The organism is Providencia sp. PROV156 (genome assembly GCF_028480905.1).
GTDB classification, from domain to species: domain Bacteria; phylum Pseudomonadota; class Gammaproteobacteria; order Enterobacterales; family Enterobacteriaceae; genus Providencia; species Providencia hangzhouensis.
Genome location: NZ_JAMPPE010000012.1, coordinates 122,358 through 139,930, shown reverse-complemented (window position 1 = coordinate 139,930; position 17,573 = coordinate 122,358). Strand labels below are relative to the sequence as shown.

The 17,573-nt window shown below is 38.3% G+C and carries 18 protein-coding genes; 13 read left to right on the top strand and 5 right to left on the bottom strand.

What is annotated here, in order from left to right:
* Positions 1 to 28: 28 nt before the first annotated feature.
* Positions 29 to 259, bottom strand: coding sequence for a DNA polymerase III subunit theta (locus PSF31_RS10925; protein ID WP_096863806.1), 231 nt, complete (start codon positions 257 to 259; stop codon positions 29 to 31).
* 291 nt (positions 260 to 550) lie between these two features.
* Here PSF31_RS10925 and ftnA point away from each other — a divergent pair, with 291 nt between their 5' ends.
* The 4 genes from ftnA (at position 551) to PSF31_RS10905 (ending at position 2,988) form a co-directional block, all read left to right on the top strand.
* Positions 551 to 1,054 carry a non-heme ferritin gene (gene ftnA / locus PSF31_RS10920; RefSeq protein ID WP_004253892.1) on the top strand — a complete coding sequence of 168 codons (504 nt, stop codon included), beginning with the start codon at positions 551 to 553 and terminating at the stop codon, positions 1,052 to 1,054.
* Between the two features lie 237 nt (positions 1,055 to 1,291).
* Entirely contained in the window at positions 1,292 to 1,678 is a 387-nt protein-coding gene (gene copC / locus PSF31_RS10915) for a copper homeostasis periplasmic binding protein CopC (RefSeq protein WP_096863805.1), read from the top strand.
* A gap of 1 nt (position 1,679) precedes the next feature.
* Positions 1,680 to 2,576, top strand: a complete 897-nt coding sequence (gene copD / locus PSF31_RS10910; RefSeq protein WP_096863804.1) for a copper homeostasis membrane protein CopD — start codon at positions 1,680 to 1,682, stop codon at positions 2,574 to 2,576.
* Between the two features lie 64 nt (positions 2,577 to 2,640).
* The gene (locus PSF31_RS10905; protein ID WP_004253900.1) at positions 2,641 to 2,988 is read left to right on the top strand and encodes a YebY family protein; all 348 of its coding nucleotides are present in this window, start codon (positions 2,641 to 2,643) and stop codon (positions 2,986 to 2,988) included.
* Positions 2,989 to 3,410: 422 nt separating this feature from the next.
* Here the strand turns inward: PSF31_RS10905 and PSF31_RS10900 are convergent, their stop codons facing one another.
* The 3 genes from PSF31_RS10900 to yebS form a co-directional block, all read right to left on the bottom strand.
* A complete protein-coding gene (locus PSF31_RS10900; protein WP_004253902.1) occupies positions 3,411 to 3,644 on the bottom strand; it encodes a DUF1480 family protein in 234 nt (77 codons plus the stop codon).
* Positions 3,645 to 3,791: 147 nt separating this feature from the next.
* Positions 3,792 to 6,131 (bottom strand): PqiB family protein, encoded by a 2,340-nt coding sequence (locus PSF31_RS10895; protein WP_096863803.1) that lies wholly within the window; start codon positions 6,129 to 6,131, stop codon positions 3,792 to 3,794.
* Entirely contained in the window at positions 6,106 to 7,332 is a 1,227-nt protein-coding gene (gene yebS, locus PSF31_RS10890) for a membrane integrity lipid transport subunit YebS (protein ID WP_096863802.1), read from the bottom strand. The genes PSF31_RS10895 and yebS overlap by 26 nt, the downstream gene beginning before the upstream one ends.
* Positions 7,333 to 7,464: 132 nt before the next feature.
* On the opposite strand from yebS, the gene PSF31_RS10885 reads away from it, so the two are divergent.
* From PSF31_RS10885 to PSF31_RS10855, 7 genes are all read left to right on the top strand, one after another.
* Complete coding sequence (locus PSF31_RS10885; protein ID WP_004253911.1) at positions 7,465 to 7,947, top strand: GAF domain-containing protein; 483 nt, start codon at positions 7,465 to 7,467, stop codon at positions 7,945 to 7,947.
* A 110-nt stretch (positions 7,948 to 8,057) separates the two neighbouring features.
* Entirely contained in the window at positions 8,058 to 8,747 is a 690-nt protein-coding gene (gene proQ / locus PSF31_RS10880; protein WP_036957687.1) for an RNA chaperone ProQ, read from the top strand.
* A 19-nt stretch (positions 8,748 to 8,766) separates the two neighbouring features.
* Positions 8,767 to 10,809 carry a carboxy terminal-processing peptidase gene (gene prc / locus PSF31_RS10875; protein ID WP_004253916.1) on the top strand — a complete coding sequence of 681 codons (2,043 nt, stop codon included), beginning with the start codon at positions 8,767 to 8,769 and terminating at the stop codon, positions 10,807 to 10,809.
* A 286-nt stretch (positions 10,810 to 11,095) separates the two neighbouring features.
* On the top strand, positions 11,096 to 11,602 hold the full coding sequence (locus PSF31_RS10870) for a cell envelope biogenesis protein TolA (protein ID WP_096863801.1): 507 nt from the start codon (positions 11,096 to 11,098) through the stop codon (positions 11,600 to 11,602).
* Between the two features lie 417 nt (positions 11,603 to 12,019).
* Positions 12,020 to 12,901, top strand: a complete 882-nt coding sequence (htpX, locus tag PSF31_RS10865) for a protease HtpX (RefSeq protein WP_096863800.1) — start codon at positions 12,020 to 12,022, stop codon at positions 12,899 to 12,901.
* Positions 12,902 to 13,246: 345 nt separating this feature from the next.
* A complete protein-coding gene (locus PSF31_RS10860; RefSeq protein ID WP_096863799.1) occupies positions 13,247 to 14,629 on the top strand; it encodes an alanine/glycine:cation symporter family protein in 1,383 nt (460 codons plus the stop codon).
* A 200-nt stretch (positions 14,630 to 14,829) separates the two neighbouring features.
* On the top strand, positions 14,830 to 15,108 hold the full coding sequence (locus PSF31_RS10855) for a hypothetical protein (protein WP_004253921.1): 279 nt from the start codon (positions 14,830 to 14,832) through the stop codon (positions 15,106 to 15,108).
* Positions 15,109 to 15,285: 177 nt separating this feature from the next.
* Here the strand turns inward: PSF31_RS10855 and PSF31_RS10850 are convergent, their stop codons facing one another.
* Positions 15,286 to 15,507 carry a DUF2594 family protein gene (locus PSF31_RS10850; RefSeq protein WP_004253922.1) on the bottom strand — a complete coding sequence of 74 codons (222 nt, stop codon included), beginning with the start codon at positions 15,505 to 15,507 and terminating at the stop codon, positions 15,286 to 15,288.
* Between the two features lie 371 nt (positions 15,508 to 15,878).
* On the opposite strand from PSF31_RS10850, the gene PSF31_RS10845 reads away from it, so the two are divergent.
* Together PSF31_RS10845 and PSF31_RS10840 are read left to right on the top strand one after the other, a co-directional pair.
* Complete coding sequence (locus tag PSF31_RS10845; RefSeq protein ID WP_096863798.1) at positions 15,879 to 17,078, top strand: sugar transporter; 1,200 nt, start codon at positions 15,879 to 15,881, stop codon at positions 17,076 to 17,078.
* A 126-nt stretch (positions 17,079 to 17,204) separates the two neighbouring features.
* Entirely contained in the window at positions 17,205 to 17,537 is a 333-nt protein-coding gene (locus tag PSF31_RS10840) for a DMT family transporter (RefSeq protein WP_004254027.1), read from the top strand.
* The last annotated feature ends 36 nt before the right edge of the window (positions 17,538 to 17,573 follow it).

Below are 17,573 nucleotides of genomic sequence, written 5' to 3'. Positions count from 1 at the left end.
GTATCATTTCTTTTGTGTCTTCGTGAGACTAGCGATTTCGTGGTTCATAAGGCATACGTGCAAAGTTATGCGACAGTTGTCGGTAGTAGACTAATCGCTCCCTGAAATACTCCCTTAAGTGCTCGGGTTGTTCTCGCTCAACAGCTTCAGCAATGATGGCAATGTTATAGCGTTCTTTAAATGCAACACCGGAAGCTAAAAGGTCGACATTGACCTTATCCATTTCATCTTTAGGCAATAAAGCAAGATTATGGCTCATATTTGATCTCTACTGTTAAATTCATACGCCATTATTGTAACTGGATAATGAGAAAAAATCTCAATACCTTAATTGGAATAATGAAAAACAATAGTTAAATTTCTCTATTTATATATTAGTAATTAAGGGAAAAAACAGGGAAAGATAATGAGATTGATTATTATTGTTTTTAACAAAAGTTATTAATTATCAGTAAATTGGATTTTTTTGTTTTAAGATTGTTTTAGGGTTTTAATTGTTTTAATACTGTGCATAATATACTCATGAATAATTAATCGATAAGGCATAAATATGTTAACTACAGATATGGTCAAAAAATTAAACGAACAATTAAACCTTGAATTTTATTCTGCAAATCTTTATTTGCAAATGAGCGCTTGGTGTAGTGACAAAGGCTATGAAGGTGCTGCAGCGTTCTTAAAAGCACACTCACAAGAAGAAATGGAACATATGCAGCGTTTATTTGATTACCTTAGTGACACTGGGGCATTACCCCTGTTAGGGCAAATTGCAGCGCCACCAGTTGATTTCAAATCAATTAGCGATGTATTTCATCAAACTTATGAACATGAGCAATTAATTACTCGTGAAATTAATAAATTGGCTCATTTAGCAATGACAACACAAGATTATTCTACATTTAATTTCTTACAATGGTATGTTGCAGAGCAACACGAAGAAGAGAAATTATTTAAATCAGTACTGGATAAACTGGATATGGTGGGTGAGTCTGGTAAGGCACTATTCTTGTTAGATAAAGATTTGAAAAACATGTCAGCGGCAACACATGTTTAATCTACACGCCAGTAAGTAAATAAAAATATCGTTTTATCTCCATGTAAAACATAAAGACCTCTCTAGGCTTATGGGCATGAATCCTGCAATTCAATGTTCATAAGTCTTTTTCTTTTCATTTTGTGTGAAAACTCACAGGATAGGCCGATAAAACCCATTTTTAAGCAGTAAAATGGTTTGTTTTCCGTATAATGATTGGTAATTATTCTAAATTCACCTGCAAATTAAGAGGTTACTATGCCAATTAACCCTATTAAATCTTCATGGCGCAAACTTAGCGCTGTCGCCGTTCTATTTTTAGGCATGTCTTTCCAACAAGCATTTGCACATGCGCACTTAAAAGACCAACTTCCTGCTGAAGGTACGGCAGTAGAACAAGCCCCTGAGTCTATCTCATTAAGCTTTTCTGAAGGCATTGAAGTTAATTTCACTAAGGTCAGTATTATCGGTCCTGAAAATAAAATAGTGAAAACCGGTAAAGCAAGATTAGACCCAAGTAACGATACAAAAGTGATTGTCCCTGTGGAAGACAAGCTCGCTGCTGGGAAATATGACGTTAATTGGAGCGTCGTTTCTGTCGATGGACACAAAACAAAAGGAACGTATAGCTTTACAGTGAAATAATATGTCACTAGAAGCTTTTTATACCCTTATTCGCTTTATTCATTTTATCGCTGCAATATTGATGTGTGGAATGTCAATATTTGCAGTGGTACTTAGTCGTGAGCCATTTAATTATTTGCTCAGCCGCTATTTGAATAAAGGTATTTTCTTCTGCGCCATCGTTACCGTGTTAACAACTTTTGGTTGGATGGTTGCACAAGCAGGCCTGATGGGAGATGGTTGGCAAGATAGTATCGATTTGGATATATGGCAAGGGGTTTTAGGGACGTCATTCGGTCAAGTATGGCGTTGGGAACTTTTGTCATCTGTATTATTGTTATTGGTTTTATTTGTAAAACCAATCCAATTGCGATTGAAACTCATATTGGTTTTTTCAGTGATCCTACTTGGTTTGCATGCTTTTATTGGGCACGCGGCTATGCATGATGGCTTACTCGGAACCCTCCACCGCATCAATCAATTCATTCATCTTATTAGTTCAGCCTATTGGTTTGGCGGTTTGTGGCCATTTTTAATTTGCATTCAATTTTTACGCAATAAAAAAGAAATGGTCGAAGGGATGGATAAACACATTGTGAATACCATGATGCGTTTTTCGCGTTATGGTCACATCGCTGTTGCACTGGTTATTATTACTGGAGTCATTAGTGCAATAACGCTCTTACCTGGCTGGCCATTAAACTATTCAGGGTCAGAATACCAATCACTACTTTGGTTTAAGATCATTTTAGTGGGGGGAATGCTTCTATTGGCTATTATCAATCGCTATTACATCGTACCGATTATTAAACAAAAAGGGCGGGTCAACACCCTAATTATTAACAGTTGGGTTGAGTTACTGTTAGGGACTATGGCTATCCTTTCGGTGGCGATTTTTGCAAGCTACCAGCCAATCTAGCTAAACTTTTATATTTAATTGATAATAACGCGAAGATATCTTTAATGTTTGATAAGGCACTACCATGAAATTTAAACTCATTATTTGCACACTGTTATTGGCTGGTACCGTAAGTACTGCTTTTTCTGCACCGTTAACATCCGTGAGTAAGAAACAATTTGGAGATGATTGGCCATTTACTCGTGAGGAGGTCATGTTAGAGTGCCGCCATAATGGGGCTTTGGTCGTTATTAACCCTGCGACATTAATGCAATATCCATTAAATGATATTGCAACTGAATTGATGAATAAAAAAGAAATTAAAGCACAGCCTATCGATGTGCTGCTTAAGCCTATCGATAGCACCAAGACAGTTGTGGAAAGAATATTACCTATAAAAGAAGCCGCTGAAAAGTTGTGTGTTAGCAACTAAGCTGATAGCAAAGTAAAACCATTAGAGCATAAAGGAAGTGGTGAATTAATAAATTATCATTGTTATTCAATTAGTTGATTGATTGAAAGGTTTGAATGATTAGGTGAATAGGTTTAACCTATTAAACAAATAGTTCAATATTATAAAATCAAGAAATAAATTGTGTTAATAATATGTGAAAATATTGATAATAAACATGGTAAGAACGTGCATTGAAAGCTAGTATTAGAGTGTACTTTGTTACGTCTCAATGGCAATTTTAGCGCACGGCTCTGCCAGAGCCATTTCCCAAGGCCCGGTAATCGGAATCTACCAGGCCTCTTTTTTTGCCTATTATTTTGTTAGTTCTCATTTCATATCAGCTTTTCAGTTCCTACCTACTTATATGCTTAGTCAATAGCCTAAGTGTACTAACAAAATTCTTAAGCAAGTTTCATCACCCAATGGTGATTTTCTTTGTCATAACGATCACGATAGAGCAGGACTGGCTTTTCATCTAAAGTTGCAGGGATACTTGTATGCTCGTCCCAGCCATCAAGCTGCATGCAAAAATCGGTATCAGAATCACATGGAATACTCACTGTGTCGCTTTTATGGGAAGCCATAACTGCATCATTAATTTCATAGGAAGATATTTTCAATTTTACAATACACATAACTGCACCTCATTCATTGATTTTAACTATACATAAACAGCTCAATGAAATTAAGCATAGTATAAATGGAATTAATTTCCAAAATAATTTTTATGGCGTATGAAGGGTTAGGGTGCAATATGTGGTTAATATACACCCTAATAGTGGTTATTTTTTAGGAATAGAAGTTCCCCAGTCCATGCAATCTTTAGGGGGTTCCAACTTCAGGATGAAATGCTGTTCAGGCTTGGCTTTTGGTGCTAAAGGTACTGACGGCGGGGTTGCGAAGGAAATGCCACCGCGTACAAATTGTTTGAAAGTCCCACTCTTGGCGACACCACCAGTTAAACCAAATGAGAAATTAAAACCGGAAGATTGCCAAAATTCTGTATTATTGCGAATGAGATATTGGTATTCCTTGCCAATGCGTGTGGCAACATATACGCGATCGGAAAGCTCTCCCAAATATAGACCTGTAACAACACCGACTTCTAGGCCTCTGAATAAAATAGGCGTGCCAACTTGAACGGAGCCGACATCACTCGCATCAAGGTAAATAGTTAAACCGTCTAGATAACGCGAGTCTGTAATATTTGCAGCTTGTAATTCAAATTGATAACGGCTTTTATTATTACGTCCTGGCTCAGCACTAATATAGGGTTGTAATATGCTATCTAAATTATTTAAACCCGCAGGGGATAATTCAGGTGTTACAACTGCGAAACGGCTTCCTAACCGAGTAAAAGCACTGACATATTCAGGGTATAGAATGGCTTTTGCTTGTACTTCACGTTTATCAGATGACAATTTTAATGATTCAATTTGGCCAATATTGATGCCCAAATAACGGATAGGCATGCCTTCTGAGAGTTTTGATGCATCAAATGTTGTTAATGTAATGATGCTTCCTATTGCTTTCGCGGAGGTTTCATTTGGATAAAGTGTGTGTTGGCGAGCAGTATTGGCAACACCTCCATCCAGGTTATCAAAGCTAATTGCACCGCTAATGGCTCGGCTCAGCGGTGCCGCTTGAACGGTTAAACCATTACCATTAAGTTGAACTTTTGCACCACCTTCAGCCCAAAATACACTGTTTTCAGTGAGTAAGTGAAGATATTCATTTGAGATATTTACATTGATCGCAAACCCAGCCTTGGTCGGTTTAATGGCAATTATTTTGCCGACTGCAAATTGGCGATAAAGAACAACAGAGCCTGCCTGAATGTCTGGTAATGTTGTGGTATTGAGAGTGATAGTTGTGGGTGGTAAAGCCCCTAAAATACCCGCTTTTGCATTATCATCACTACGATATAAAGGAAAAGTTTCTGGGAGTTTTTCTTGGCTTTGTCCTGCTATCAGATGAATACCACCATCTAACCACTCTTGGGGAGTAGCTCCTTGGAATTGTAATCCATTAAGACCTAATTGGATATCCACTCGGCTATTAGCAACAAACTTGCTGTCTTCTCGAACAAGATGTTGGAACTCATCATATATCAGGATATTAAAATTTACTTTCTCAGTTGCTAAGTGACGCTGTAACACCTCGCCAATTTGAATGCCTTTATAAACAATAGGTTGACCTTTATCGACGCCATAAGTGTCATGTGCCCAAAGTGTTAGTAACAGGGGGTCTTTACCATCTTGTTCTGCGGTTTGGGCTATTTTTTTACTGTCTTGTAGGACAAATTTTTGCCCTTCTTCTGCTTGTGGGCTGTCTTGTGGTGAATCAAAAGCAATGGCGCCATTTATAACAGCAGAAAGGCTTTCCATTTTTACGCTAGCGCCAGATTTAAGGTCAAAGCTGCCTTGTAGCCCTGACACATTCCAAAACTGGCTCTCTTTACGGACCAAGTGAACATAAGGTTTTTTGACAACGGCAGAAATGGAAACCCCTTGGTTATCAGGCAAAATGGTGTAGTCTGAAATATAACCAACAGGGACTTTCCGGTAATAAATAGGCGAGTTTTCATTCAGTGAGCCTAAATCTGGAGCAGTCAGGTGAATAAGTAATTCACCTTTATCAATGTCTAGCTGCGGTGGTGTGTCTTGTGCAACAAAAGAGAACTGTTCTGTTCCTGTGCTTGGTAACATACCAATGTAATTTCCACCAACTAAAGCATCAAGACCAGAAACACCCGCTAACGATGCTTTGGGGGTCACTAGCCAAAATTTAGTCCCTGAATTTAAGGCTGGCCGCATATCTTTATTCACACTAGCAGTGACAATGATGGTTTTCATATTTTTACTGATAGCAACGGATTGTACTAAACCTACTTCAACACCTTGATACCGGATAGGCGTTCTATTGGCGACGACTCCAGGTGCGGATGTAAACTCAATAGTGATATCCGTTCCTCGTTCAGCCCAATGTTGAAACAAAAGCCAGCCTGCAATGAAAATAGCGACTAAAGGCAATAGCCAGAAAGGCGAAATTTGCCTGCGTTTGCGTAATATGGCTTCTGATATTTCTTCAGAGGGTTCATTTTGTAGGTTTTGATTTTCCATAAGAATCCCAAATTAAACGGCTATCTAACCACTCAACAGCCAAAATTGTTAAAATAACGGCTGAACCAAAATACAGTGCGGCTGGCCCCATAGTAAAAGACATGAGTTGATCACGGTTAACGAGTGTCATCATCAAGGCGATGACAAATAAATCTAGCATTGACCAACGACCAATCCACGAAACAAACCTAAGTAATTTCATACGTAAAATAGGGTCAGTATTGCTTTTTAAATGGATAGAAAACAGTAGCAATATCATAATAATAATCTTAATAAATGGAACCAGTATACTGGCGATGAATACAATAACTGCGATTGGCCAGTTACCTGAATCAATTAAAGAGACAACCCCAGAATAAATGGTGTCTTCTAAGCGCTGTCCATTGAGATAAAAAATAGAGATTGGCATTAAATTAGCAGGAAACAATAACACCATGGCAGCAATTAGTGCGGCCCAAGTTTTTTGTAAGCTATAAGGTTCCCGATAATGAAGAGGGCGATGACATCGTTTGCATTTCCCATTCCAATTTGCGGGCCCAGTGTAATGGCAAGCCGTGCAAGTTAGCGAGTTATCCTGTACTTTTTTATTATTGATGGGATAAAATTTTTGCCATAACTCATCTAGGTTTATGTGGATGAGAATTAATAAACTGAGAATAGACATAGTAATAAAAGCCACTAAGCCATGCCCAATGAATACACTTGCGTAATCTTGCATTTTAATGGCGGCAATACCCAATGCTATTAGGTAAACATCTAACATAACCCATTCTTTGATGTGGCTTAACACTAAAAGAATAGGCCGGAGATTCAAATTGATATGCTGACCAATAGATAACAATAAAATTAAAATTGGTAATAATAAGGGGGCTGCAATAGCACAAAAAGCCACTATACTGGCAGTAAATGGATCCCCTTGTTGATTAATTAAGCGTATACCTTCAATGACATTTGCATTAATTTGGCTTCCTAATAAATGAATAGAAATAAGGGGTTGCCAAAAAGCAATGGGAGCAAGCATCAGTAATGTGATAGCCAGTATTGATAAACGGTTGAGTGACCAAGAACGTCCATCATTAAGTTGACTAAAACAGCGAGGGCAAACAACGACTTGTCGTACGTTGGCTCGTGGGGTTAGTAGCTTCTGATTGCAATGATTACAACGTTGAAAAAGCAAATCAGTGTGGTTAATGTAGTTCATATTGACTCATTTTAGGTGGTTACCTAGATGTAATCTAGTGTAAAAAAATTTACCTCAAAGTGACAAATTGGTAACCTTAGGGCTACGCTTACAAACATTCGATTAATTGCTTGATTATTACAAGAAATAATTATGGATAAAAAGAAGTATTATCTTGAACTTTCGGACAATCTCTCTGCATTACTTGCAGGTGAGTATGATTTAATTGCAACTTTAGCAAATACCAGTGCATTATTATATGAATATTTAGAAGGGGTTAACTGGGCTGGTTTTTATCTCAGTAATGGGCAAGAATTAGTTCTGGGTCCTTTCCAAGGTAAAGTTGCGTGTGTTCGAATTCCTTTTGGTAAAGGCGTTTGTGGTACAGCTTTTAGTAATAACCAAGTTCAGCGTATAGAAGATGTTCATGCCTTCCCAGGTCATATTGCCTGTGATGCAGCAAGTAACGCTGAAATTGTGTTCCCTTTGGTAGTTAGTGGGCAAATTATCGGGGTTTTAGATATTGATAGCCCAAATATTAGCCAATTCGACCAAGAAGACGAAAAAGGGCTACAACACCTTGTAAACCAGTTGTGCCAACATCTGGCAATGTGTTCTATGCCTAAATATCACTAAATAATGGTCAGTTAAATTAATAGTAACGTGGCAATTGTCAGCAACACGATTATAATGTCGGCTTGTTCATGCCCGTGAGGTTGGCAAAATCGTTGTTATCAGGAAATTTCATGGAAAATCAACCTAAGTTGAATAGTAGTAAAGAAGTTATCGCATTTCTAGCAGAGCGTTTTCCTCGCTGTTTTATCGCTGAAGGCGAAGCACGTCCGTTAAAAGTCGGAATTTTTCAAGATATCGTAGGATGCTTAAAAGAAGAAGATGGTATTAGCAAAACGCAATTGCGTTCTGCGTTACGCATGTATACTTCTAGCTGGCGTTATCTCTACGGTGTTAAAGAGGGCGCTAAACGCGTTGACTTAAATGGTGAAGATTGTGGTGAATTAGATGCAGAACATATTGCTCATGCGCGCCAACAATTAGCCGAGGCTAAAGCTCGCGTTCAAGCACAACGTGCTGAACAAAAAGCACAAAAACGTCCAGCAGCGAAAAAAGCGAGTGAGAAAACCCCTCGTAATCAAGATGCAGCTAAAGAAAAAACGCCTCGTCGCCGTCCGTCAGATAATAAAGAACGCTCGCAAAATACATCTGCTAAAGCCCCTCGTCGTAATACACCTGCGCCAGAGCAAAATCTGAAATCAGTCACTGATATCAATACCCTTCAAATTGGTCAAACTTTGAAAGTGAAAGTCGGTACCAGTGTGATGGACGCCTCTGTGTTGGAAATTGCGAAAGATGGTGTTAGGGTTCAATTGCCAACAGGGCTGGCAATGATTGTACGCGCGGAACATTTAAAGTTCTGATACGGAGGTCAATCAGGTCATGAACAAACTTCTTAAAATTGCATTGGTGGTAAGTCTAGCGACTTTTGGCAGTGCAATAGCTAATACTCAAGCAGTGGCTCCGGTCACTGCGGCTCAGTTACCTGTCTTAAAACAGAGTGCACAGCACGGTACTGTGAGTGAAAGGGTCACCTCTCGGTTTACTCGCTCACATTATCGCCAATTCGATTTAGACAATGCGTTTTCTGGGAAGATATTTGATCGTTATCTCAATATGTTAGATTTCGGTCATAATGTTTTACTTCAATCCGATATTGACCAATACGCCAAAGATAAAGGCAAAGTGGGTCAGTGGCTTGAGGATGGCAAATTAGATACGTTCTATGACCTGTATAACCTGTCTCAGGAAAGACGTTTCGAGCGCTTTAAATATGCATTGGCTCGTTTAGAGCAACCCATCGATTTAAATGCGACTGATTCTATTGAAGTTGACCGTTCAAAATCACCATGGCCTAAAGATAAGCAAGAGCTTGATCGTCTATGGGACCAAAAAGTGCGTTATGATTGGTTGAATTTAAAACTATCAGGTAAAGATGATAAAGAAATCAAAGAGAAACTGACAAAACGCTATAATTTTGCGTTGCGGCGTTTAACGCAAGCGCAAAGTGAAGACGTTTTTCAATTGATAGTTAACTCTTTCGCTCGTGAAATCGATCCACACACAAGTTATCTGTCGCCTCGTAATACTGAACAATTTAATTCAGAAATGAGCTTATCATTAGAAGGAATTGGTGCGGTATTACAGCAAGATGACGAAAATACGGTTATTAACTCATTAGTTGCTGGGGGGCCAGCTGCTAAAAGTAAAGAGCTAAAAGTCGGCGATAAAATTATCGGTGTTGGCCAAACGGGTAAACCTATTGTTGATGTGGTTGGCTGGCGCCTTGATGATGTGGTTGCTTTAATTAAAGGCCCGAAAGGAAGTAAAGTTCGGTTAGAAGTCGTTTCTGATACTAAAGGGGCGAAACCTCATATTGTCACCATAGTTCGGGAGCAGATCCGACTGGAAGACCGAGCAGTCAAACTGACGATTAAACAGCAAGGTAAAGATAAAGTTGCTGTTTTAGATATTCCTGGTTTTTATGTTGGTTTAACCAATGATGTTAAAACTCAATTGCAAAACTTGGCTAAAGATAATGTTTCCGCATTGGTTATTGATTTACGCGGTAATGGTGGTGGAGCATTAACCGAAGCGGTCTCTTTATCAGGTTTGTTTATTCCGAAAGGGCCAATTGTTCAAGTTCGCGATAATAATGGTCAAGTTCGCCAAGATATTGATGATGACGATGTTATTTATTATAAGGGGCCTCTTGTTGTTTTAGTCGACCGCTTTAGTGCATCCGCATCTGAGATTTTTGCTGCAGCAATGCAAGATTATGGCAGAGCGATGATTGTTGGGGAACCGACCTTTGGTAAAGGAACTGTTCAGCAGCACCGTAGTTTGAGCCGTGTTTACGATCAAATGCTAAAACCAGAATGGCCTTCATTAGGTTCTGTCCAATATACCATTCAGAAGTTTTACCGAGTTAATGGTGGTAGCACACAACGTGAAGGTGTAACCCCTGATGTGATAATGCCTACAGGCCAAGACCCAGCTGAAACTGGAGAAAGCTTTGAGGACAATGCATTACCATGGGATAGTATTCCACCGGCAAAATATACACCTGTTGGTAATGTGTCTTCTGATTTATCACCAATAAAAACTCAGCATTTGGCACGTATTAGCAAAGACCCTGAATTCAACTATATTGATGAAGATATTGCTCGCTATAAAGTAAACAAAGAGAGTAAGAATCTTATTTCGCTCAACTATGCAGAGCGCCAAAAAGAAGATTCAGAACTTGAAGCGACAAAATTGAAACGTATAAATGAACGTAATACTCGGGAAGGTAAACCACTATTGAAATCAATTGATGATTTGCCTAAAGATTACGAAGGGCCAGACCCATACCTCGATGAAACGGTGAAAATGGCGATCGACTTAGCTAATCAACATACTAAGCTATTATCAAATAATAAATAATATTCTCTTAGTGTTTAACAGAATTAAGCCAGCGAAAGCTGGCTTAATTTTTTGAGTTTCTTTAACGCTATCTTAATCCGCTTAGAAAATAGAAAATCAAATGTTAATTTATTATTAATTTTGGTGTTTTTAGTCAGCGACTATTAAATTGGTGAAGTTTTATTCTTTATTTATTTTATTTCCCCAAATGACTGACTGAAATTGATGATTAATTATAGGTTTCTTTACCTTTACTTAATTTATCCTAAACTTTTGGTATAGCTTTCCTTAACAACGAGACAATACCATGCGTAAATTATTTGTAGGATTAATGGCAGTTAGTGTAATGATGATTGCATCTATAAATACAGCGAATGCAAGAAATTACCCATGTTCTGGAAGTAAAGGGGGAATAGATCGCTGTGAAGATGGTAAATTTATTTGTAATGATGGTTCAACAAGTCGCTCAGAGCAAGTGTGTACCATAGAATTAAAAAATGATATTAACAGCAAAGCGAAAGCGGCTGGTGCTTCCATTGGTGCAGGTGTTGCTAAACAATCAAGTAAACCATCGGTTTCTGACTCAATAAAGAGCACGAGTGATAAAGCCAGTAAAACAGCCTCTGATAAAGCAAGCAAAGCCAGTGATAAAGCATCAGATACAGCTAAGACAGTAAAAGAAAAAGCCGCTAAAACGACAGATAAAGAATCAGCAAAAGCGGTAAAAGAAAAAGCGTCTAAAGCCAAAGATAAAGAAACAGCTAAGACAGCAAAAGAGAAATCAACAAAATCGACTAAAGAGAAAACTAATTAGCGCGAGAACTAAACAACAGACAGCGATAGAACAGAATAGTGCCACTTAATGTGGCATTATTTTTTAATAGAGTGGAAGTAAAAGTAAATATTCATTCATTTGGCAAACAATGTGAGTGATAATATAGATAAATACACTAAATTGTTTTTGGTGATTGGCTAACTAGCTTTATCGTTTCAATTACAAATAGCTTTGAATTTAAATGGTTACAAAATGAGCCTTTAAAAACAAATGGTTAAATTCTTACTAAAGAAGTTATCATTTATTTAGAGCATAATGATGAGTTTTGAACGCAGCTATGTAAAGTTATGTTATTTTTTAGGGTTTTCGCGTTAATGCACTTGAAAAAGTGTGAAAAAACCTTATTTATAAAGTAAATTCTACGTATATTTGTTTTTACCAAGGAATACATAAAAAATGATGAGAATTGCTTTATTCTTACTCACAAACTTAGCGGTTATGTTTGTGTTTGGGATAATCCTAAGCTTAACTGGGATCAGAGGTAGTAGTGTCCAAGGCCTCATGATCATGGCTGGCCTATTTGGTTTTGGTGGTGCTTTCATATCACTACTGATGTCCAAATGGATGGCTCTAAAATCAGTGGGTGGTGAGGTTATTGAAACTCCACGTAACCAAACAGAACAGTGGTTAGTATCAACTGTTGAGCGTCAAGCAAAACAAGTTGGAATTCAGATGCCACAAGTGGCTATTTATCATGCTCCAGATATTAACGCGTTTGCAACAGGGGCTCGCCGTGATGCTTCGCTTGTTGCAGTAAGTACTGGGCTATTAGAAAATATGAGTCGTGATGAGGCGGAAGCTGTTATCGCTCATGAAATTAGCCACATCGCGAATGGTGACATGGTGACGATGACCTTATTACAAGGTGTGGTGAACACGTTCGTCATCTTTATTTCACGTATTATCGCACAGGTTGCGGCAGGCTTTATGTCCAACAATGATAACGAAAGTGAAAGTAGTAATGGTAACCCAATGGTCTATTTTGCGGTTTCCATGGTACTTGAAATCGTCTTCGGTATTTTGGCAAGCATCATTACTATGTGGTTCTCTCGTTATCGTGAGTTCCATGCGGACGCAGGTTCTGCAAAATTAGTCGGCCGTGAAAAGATGATAGCTGCATTGCAACGGTTGAAAACGAGCTATGAGCCACAAGAAGAAGGCCGTTTGATGGCGTTTTGCATCAATGGTCGTGGTAAAGCATTCAGTGAATTATTTTTATCACACCCACCATTAGACAAACGTATCGAAGCATTGCGCTCAGGTGAATATTTAAAATAGCCTAAATAATAGTCTAAAGTTAGCTTTAAGTTGACAACGATTTTAGTATCTGCCCAGTAATAATTTAATTACTGGGCATTTTTATCTATACAATATGGTAAATATGCTCCCTCAAAATACCCATTCATAGCTAACAAACTCAATTCTAATTCTGACTCTCAATTAATTGTATTAATAACTGTAATCGATAAATCACAAGTGAGCTTACTCACAATCTTCTATTTTAAATGAAGAATTACTGAAAATTTGTTCGCTTTTATTTTACTTTTAATCTTTATTAGATTGATAAGGAATTGTTATGAATTCAATTGTTTTGTTAATTAATATGAATTAATTGGGGGTAGGATGGATTTGATAACTACGTGGTTAAGTGAACTAAATGGAGTGGTTTGGGGAGTACCAATGCTGGTTGGGATCTTAGGCGTTGGTATTTATATGCAAATCCGGCTTGCATTTTTACCGATAAGAAAAATTGGGACAGGTTTTAAGTTATTGTTTCAAAAGAATGAATCACGCGGTGAGGGACAAATATCACCTTTTAATGCATTAATGACAGCGTTATCGGCAACGATTGGTACAGGGAATATTGCCGGAGTTGCAACCGCAGTGGTCATGGGAGGGCCGGGAGCGTTATTCTGGATGTGGATGACGGCATTGGTAGGAATGGCAACAAAATACTCTGAGGCGGTGTTAGCTGTCCGTTTTCGTGAAGTCGATAAATATGGCCAATATATTGGTGGCCCAATGTACTACATTAAAAATGGATTAGGCCCTAAATGGATTTGGCTGGGAACACTGTTTGCCTTCTTCGGTGCATGTGCCAGTTTTGGTATCGGCAATACGGTACAAGCGAACTCAGTGGCAGATGTGCTAGAAAGTAACTTTGGTGTGCATAAATGGTTGACCGCAGGGGCTTTAGTTTTATTAGTTGGTGCGGTATTGATTGGTGGGCTGCGACGTATTTCTGATGTTGCAGGAAAACTTGTCCCATTTATGACTGTTGCCTATTTTGGCGCGGGGGTCATTGTGCTTGGTATTTATTTTACTGAGATCCCTGCGGCACTTTCTCTGGTTGTTACCTCGGCTTTTAACCCTGTTGCTGCACAAGGTGGGTTTGCGGGGGCTGCTGTATGGGCTGCAATACGCTTTGGGGTTGCACGAGGCGTATTTTCCAATGAAGCAGGTTTGGGGAGTGCACCTATCGCTCATGCCGCTGCAAAAACACAAAACCCTATTCGCCAAGGACTCATTGCGATGTTAGGGACATTTATTGACACTATCATTGTGTGCTCTGTCACAGGGTTAACTATCATTATTACTGGTGGTTGGCTGACCAGTGAAACAGGCGCGACATTAACCGCATCATCATTCCAAACGGCAATTCCCGGTGGAAATTATATTGTTGCTATCGCATTAGCCGTGTTTGCATTTACCACTATTCTGGGTTGGAGCTTTTATGGCGAAAAATGTGTGCAATATTTATTTGGGTTGCGAGCAATAAAGCTGTACAGAGTTTTATGGCTGATTGCTTTACCTATCGGCGCAACACAATCACTTGATTTTGTTTGGTTGTTGGCGGATACACTAAATGCCATGATGGCGATCCCTAATTTGATTGCCTTGTTACTTTTAAGCCCTGTTGTTTATCGGTTAACACGTGACCATATAAAAGATGTGAACGCAGACAGCATTGATATGGCAAAACAGTTGTACGACAATAAATCATAATCTATTGATAATAAGCTTCATTTTAATAGTGAAGCTTATTATTTCATCAATATCTCTCCTCTCATTCATCAGGCCTATCGATGGGCAATATATAAATCATCTATTTTTATAGGTAAAATTACGGTATGGCGTTAAATGCGCTATGCTTAGAAGAGAAGTTGTATACCATGCGTATTTTATAAATTAAACAAGGGGATAGAATGGATATTCTGGAGAAAACGTTATTGTTTGGTAATGATTTTTTGACAACGACAAATCCCGCTAGGTTAGTTCCGTTTAAATTTGAGATCTACCGTTCTGAGCAAGGTTTTTACCATCGGATTTATAAGCAAGTTGGTATGTCTGGCGCTAACTTTGGGCAAACGTTTGAAGTGTGGGCTTTTGAAGAACAGAAAAGTTGGGATAAGCAAACTGACGATACAACAGTTGATGAATATATTCAGCATTGCCAAGATATTTATAAACGGAATAATACATAAGTTGTAGAAAAAAAAAGCCCCCTTCATAGGGTTCTGAAGGGGGAGCTAAATGAATAAAGAATGGTTTAATTCATGAACAAAGATAGATGATTTTCATGATTAAAACTTAGTTATTTGTGCAGTTTAAACCACTTTATAGCATGTATATCCTTAAAATAGCATTTATCGCTAAATAATCTATTGGCGATACGCTGTTTTTATCTGTTCTAACGTATTTTTATAGGTTTCTGCCTGTTTTTCGTCTTCCATTTGTGCAACTTCACGTTGCATCTTGACCAAAATCTTACCTGCATCAGCTTGGCCGATAGCTTTTAGCATATGCGTTAATAAGTTTTTTAGGCAAGTAACTTCATCTGCTAAGGTATTAACGTTAGGTTCAGTAGGAAAATGGTTTTTCATTAAAGCGGTCCTTTAAGCATAAAAAATAATAGTGAGATTGTAGCATAGAAAGTAATGCGATGTATTTTCAGATAACTGAATGTAATAAATATTCAGATAAATGACTTAAATTTGAACGAATAATGAAACAGAATAGTCGAGAGAATAAAAATAAGCAGACATGATATTGTTCTTGCCAATTAGGCAAAGAGGAGCCTTTATGAGTAATGAAAAAATGTGATACAATTCACATAAAAAGAGTTATTAGCAACCTAGCTTGCTTAGTGACAACTCAATCCTGTATGAAATACCAATATCCTTTCGCAGCAATTTTTACGCACAATTAAACCGTTGTGTATGTTATTTGTGGGAAAGTAAAGGCTAAGAGAAATATGACGCAAGTTTCTAGAAAAACAGCTTGGATCCGTGTAATAGCATTAGCGGTCGCTGCATTTGTTTTTAACACAACAGAGTTTGTGCCTGTAGCATTACTCAGTGATATTGCAAAAAGCTTTGATATGACGGTCGCACATACTGGATTGATGATAACAATCTACGCGTGGGTTGTGGCTTTGATGTCGTTACCTTTAATGCTATTAACCAGTAAAATAGAGCGTCGCAAATTATTAGCTTTTTTATTCGTTATTTTTGTTATTAGCCACATTATTTCAGGGTTTGCGTGGAGTTTTGATATTCTAATAGTAGGGCGTGTTGGCGTTGCTTTATCCCATGCGGTTTTTTGGTCAATTACTGCATCTTTAGCTATTCGGGTTGCTCCTGCAGGTAAAAAAGCCCAAGCTCTTGGGTTATTAGCAACGGGGACCGCTTTAGCGACAGTATTAGGGCTTCCCCTTGGTCGAGTGGTTGGGCAGTTTTTAGGCTGGCGGGCGACGTTTTTAGGTATTGGTATCATTGCATTGTTTACTATGGTTGTGTTGATCCGCTTTTTACCTCGCTTACCAAGTGAACATTCTGGTTCGTTAAAAAGTGTTCCTATGCTATTCCAACGGCCTGCACTTGTAGGAATGTTTGCATTAACTGTTTTAGCTGTTACCGCACATTTTACAGCTTACAGCTATATTGAACCTTTTGTTCGAGAGGTTGCATTGCAAAGCCAAAATTTTGCTACTTTACTACTACTAATTTTTGGTGGTGCCGGTATTTTCGGAAGCGTAATATTTAGTCGTTACAGCAGCAAGTTTTCATTATCATTTTTACCTGCAGCAATCGCATTTATGACGATTTGTTTATTATTGCTGATGCCATTAGGTAGAGATGTTTGGTCTTTGGTTATGTTATCAGTGTTCTGGGGAATGGCGATGATGTGCATTGGCTTAGGGATGCAAGTTAAGGTGATTGATTTATCTCCAGATGCTACTGACTTGGCAATGTCAATTTTCTCTGGAATTTTTAATATTGGTATTGGCGCTGGTGCGCTGTTAGGTAACCAAGTTATTGTTCATTTGGGGATGACTAAAATTGGTTATATTGGTGGTGCGATCGGTCTGATAGCCTTTGCTTTATGTGTTTATCTATTCAAGCGCTATAGTGAATCTCTTACTGATAGAATAGACGTAGCTACAAATCATTAACTCGTCTTAGCACCATGAAGTAGATATAAAAGCTCTGTGTCATTTTCAGGATAGACAGAGCTTTTTTGTTGTATATAGGAAAATAATAAGTTTCATTATTACTAATTCTAATAATAAGGAAAGGCGATGAAGGGTTTGGGTTTTTTGTTGATGTCTATTATTGCAGAAGTCATTGCGACGACAACATTGAAAGCATCTGATGGTTTTAGTCGTTTTTGGCCGTCTTTGATTGTTATTGTTGGCTATGCTGTCTCTTTTTGGGGGCTTTCGCAGGTAGTAAAAACAATGCCATTGGGTATTGCTTATGCAATTTGGTCAGGTTTAGGGATCGTGTTGGTTTCCGTCGCTGCAATTTATATTTACAACCAAAAACTCGATTTACCTGCAATTATTGGTATGCTATTAATTATTATTGGTGTTTTAGTCATCAATTTATTTTCAAAAAGCGGCGGGCACTAAACAGTTGGTGCAAAATGTTCAGGTAGCATGATAGGA